The 4185-nt window shown below is 33.3% G+C and carries 3 protein-coding genes; 2 read left to right on the forward strand and 1 reads right to left on the reverse strand.

The window, feature by feature from the left end; genetic code table 11:
* The first annotated feature begins 80 nt into the window (after window positions 1–80).
* Together ACIQ0D_RS11900 and ACIQ0D_RS11905 are read left to right on the forward strand one after the other, a co-directional pair.
* Window positions 81–1949, forward strand: coding sequence for an ABC transporter ATP-binding protein (locus ACIQ0D_RS11900; protein ID WP_395805898.1), 1869 nt, complete (start codon window positions 81–83; stop codon window positions 1947–1949).
* Between the two features lie 46 nt (window positions 1950–1995).
* Entirely contained in the window at window positions 1996–3387 is a 1392-nt protein-coding gene (locus tag ACIQ0D_RS11905) for an MBL fold metallo-hydrolase (RefSeq protein WP_395805900.1), read from the forward strand.
* A 1-nt stretch (window position 3388) separates the two neighbouring features.
* Here the strand turns inward: ACIQ0D_RS11905 and ACIQ0D_RS11910 are convergent.
* Window positions 3389–4185: DUF1015 domain-containing protein (locus tag ACIQ0D_RS11910; protein WP_395805902.1), on the reverse strand; the 797-nt coding region annotated here is incomplete at its 5' end.

The raw sequence follows: 4185 nt of genomic DNA on the forward strand, positions 1-4185 counted from the left end.
GTATCAAAAAGGCGAAGAATATCTAAATATAGTTATTTTTGACAAGCCAAATTTGGTAAAATAAATCCTTTAAAATAAACATGGCACGTGCTCGATTAAATAGTGGTAACGCTCAAGCGGAAGAACTTCCTAAAGCTAAAATTAATAAGGAAAGTTTAAAGCAAGTAATGAGGTTATTGCTTTATCTAAAACCATATAGAACAAAGTTTTTTTTAGGATTAGCTTGCCTAATTTTCTCAAGCGCTAGTTCGTTTTTATTCCCATTATTGATGGGTCGATTAATAGGCTCGGGAGCGCAAACAGCTCAAGGTGGTAAAATGGTACCCAATGAGATACTTGATGTTTTTCCTACTGAAATAAATACAGTTGCATTAACACTACTTGGAGTATTATTTATTCAAGCAATTTTCTCTTTTTATCGTATTAATTGGTTTGTAGAAGTAGCTGAAAAAGGACTTGCAGATATTAGAAGAGACACCTATCATAAATTGATAACCTTACCAATGAATTTTTTCTCGCAAAGAAGAGTTGGTGAACTAAATAGTAGACTATCAGCTGATTTATCACAAATTCAGGATGCCATAACAACAACCTTGGCTGAAATGATAAGACAGGTAATCATTTTTACAGGTGGGATTATTTTTCTTGTTCTAGTTTCGGGCAAACTGACATTGATGCTGCTTGCCGTTTTACCAATATTAGTCGCCGTAGCTGTGATTTTCGGGCGCTTTATTAGAAAAATAAGCCGACAAGCACAAGATAAACTTGCAGAATCAAATACTATAGTTGAAGAGACACTTCAGGGAATTTCAAATGTAAAAGCCTTTGTTAATGAAGCATTTGAGGTAGGAAGATACAATAAAAGTATTCGTGAGGTAGTTAAAATAGCCATGCGTGGAGCTAAATTTAGAGGTGTATTTGCTTCATTTATAGTATTTTGTTTATTTGGAACTATAGTTTCTGTTGTTTGGTACGGCTCTCATCTTGTTCAAATCGGAGAAATTAGCATTGCTAGTATGTTTACCTTCATTTTACTATCTACCTTTGTTGGCGCAGCAATGGGAAGTTTTCCTGAACTCTATGCAACTATGCAAAAGGCATTTGGAGCTAGTGAAAGGGTGTTAGAGATACTGGAAGAAGAGAATGAACCTATTTCAATGAATGATAAAAACAATGTCGTAATACATAAAATATCAGGAAATTTAGAGTTTAATAATGTAGTATTTGCTTATCCATCCAGGAAAGAAATTACTGTTTTAAATGGTGTTTCTTTTCATGCTAAAATGGGTGAGAAAGTCGCAATTATTGGCCCTAGTGGTGCTGGAAAGTCGACAATTGCCGGACTTATACTACGCTTTTATGAAACACAAAGTGGTCAATTGTTATTTGATGGAAAGCCATCAACAGATTTCTCATTAACAGACATCAGGAATCAGGTGGCAATTGTTCCTCAAGATGTTTTACTATTTGGTGGTACCATCCGTGAAAATATTGCTTATGGAAGATTGAATGCTAGTGAAGAAGATATTTTGATTGCTGCCAAACGAGCAAATGCACATGAATTTATAGAGGGCTTTCCTGAGGGATATGATACTTTGGTTGGTGAAAGAGGTGTTAAGCTTTCTGGAGGCCAAAGACAAAGAATTGCCATTGCTAGAGCTCTTTTAAAGGATCCAGCATTATTAATTCTTGATGAGGCAACATCTTCATTAGATTCAGAATCAGAACGTTTAGTTCAAGAAGCACTTGAAGAATTAATGAAAAATAGAACTTCTATAATTATCGCCCATAGATTATCTACTATTCGTGAAGCAGACAAAATCATTGTTCTTGAAAAAGGAAAAGTTGTTGAAAGCGGAAATCATTCAGAATTAATGAAAAATAAAAGTGGATTGTATCGTTATTTATCTGAGCTACAATTAGATAATCAGGATAATAAAACAGAGTAATCCTAAATTAACTCTATTTTAAGTCTAAACACATAAATATATATCTATGAATTTAAGCATTTGGGGTGCTGCTAGGCAAGTTACAGGTAGTATGCATCTATTGGAGACAGATGGCTATAAAATCCTTATTGATTGTGGTTTAGATTACGAAAAAGACACTTGGATTGAAGAAAATGAACAATTTCCATTTCAACCTACTGAAATAAATTTAGTAGTATTAACTCATGCGCATATCGATCATTCGGGTAATTTACCTACTCTAGTCCGTTTTGGTTTCGAAGGTCAAATATTATGCACCTCTCCTACAGCAGATTTAACTGAATTACTTCTATTAGACTCCGTCAATATATTTCTTAATAAACAACGTAAAAATCGCAAGGGAAAAAGAGGATTTTCAGCTGGGCCTAAGCCTCTTTATCTTCAAAAACATGTGATGGAAACGGTTGATCGTTTTGTAACGATTGCTTTTAATAAAGCGTTTCGTATCAACGGACAAATAAGTCTTACGTTCATTCCTGTGGGACATTTATTGGGTGCCGCAGCTGCTATTTTTACTATTGAAGAACACGGAATTAAGAAAACAATTGCTTTTAGTGGTGATCTCGGAAGAAAAAATTACCCTGTATTAAGGGATCCTGAAACATTACCTGAAGTTGATTACCTCGTATGTGAATCTACTTATGGTGGCAGAATGCATAAAGCCACTCAAAGTGTTGATGAATTGTTAACTGAAACCATACTTGAAACTTGCGTTAAGTCACCCGGCCGACTCATCATACCTGCATTTAGTGTAGGAAGAACTCAAGCTTTAGTATATTCATTGAATAAAATATTCAAAAAAGGACTTATACCTAAAGTTAAAGTCTTTGTTGATAGTCCCATGGCTACATACGCCACTGATATTTTTAGAAAGCATCATCATTTAGTAAGTGATGAAGCACAAGAATTTTATAAAAACTCAGGTGATGAATTTGAGTTTGATAATCTCGAGTATATACAGGATATGAATGCGAGTAAGGCCATATCTAATTATTATGAACCCTGTATTATTATTTCTTCGGCAGGAATGCTTGAAGGAGGTCGAATTCAAGATCATTTATATTATAACATCTCAAATTACTATTGTACGATTTTATTTATTGGATATTGTTCAAAGGGCACATTGGGACATCGATTACTTCGCGGAGACCCAATTATCAATTTAAGGCATCGAGAATTATCAGTTTTTGCCACCATAAAACAAACAGACCTTTTTAGTGGTCATGGTGATCATAATGATTTGGTAAATTTTGTAAAGCAACAGGATCCTCAAAAACTAAAAAAAGTCTTTTTAGTCCATGGAGAAATGAGTTCATTAGAAAGTTTAAGTCAGGCATTAAACGACAATCACTATCAAGTAGAAATAGCAAAAAGAGGCTTAAAATATCAGCTAGATTAAATCAATTAATTTGATGAATTAAGAGACCAACATCAAATTTAGGCTCAAACCAAGTAGATTTAGGTGGCATAACCTCCCCTGCATCAGCCACTTCCATAAGTTGATCAATACCTGTGGGATATAAAGTAAATGCGATAGCATATTCACCACTATCTACAAGAGTAATTAAATCATTTATAGGTAATAATCCTCCCCTATAGTTAATTCTTGAATCCGTTCTAGGGTTTTTAATCTCGAAAATGGGAGCTAAAATATAATCTTGTAATATAGATACATCTAACTTTGAAAGTGGATTACAACTATTTGTAATTTCATATTTAGCACTTAATTGGTACCAATTTCCAGCTAAATACATACCAAATACATGATTATTACTTGGTTGAACCACATTTAAAGATTGAATAATATCGAAATGTTGAGAAATTAAACTAATTACTTTATCAATTGATAATCCATTTAGATCCTTCAATAATCTATTGAATCCATATACCTTTAATTGATCTGTACTCATATATATTGAGGTAAAGAAGTTATATTCCTCATCTCCCTGATGTTTAAGATTTAGTTTTCGTCTTTGAATTCCCAATAAAGAAGTGGCAGCTGCCCTATGGTGACCATCAGCTATATATGTTGAAGATAATTTAGAGAATTCATCAACCAAAATAAATAAGATTTTCTCATCATCAATTTTCCATAAGCGATGTTCTGTATTTTCTTTATTGAAAGTTATATCTGCCTGATTTTCAGTGACATTAGATATAATAACATCAATTGCTAATACAGGTTTATAAGTAATTA

It is taken from the genome of Daejeonella sp. (assembly GCF_044342615.1).
In the GTDB taxonomy this organism is placed as follows: domain Bacteria; phylum Bacteroidota; class Bacteroidia; order Sphingobacteriales; family Sphingobacteriaceae; genus Daejeonella.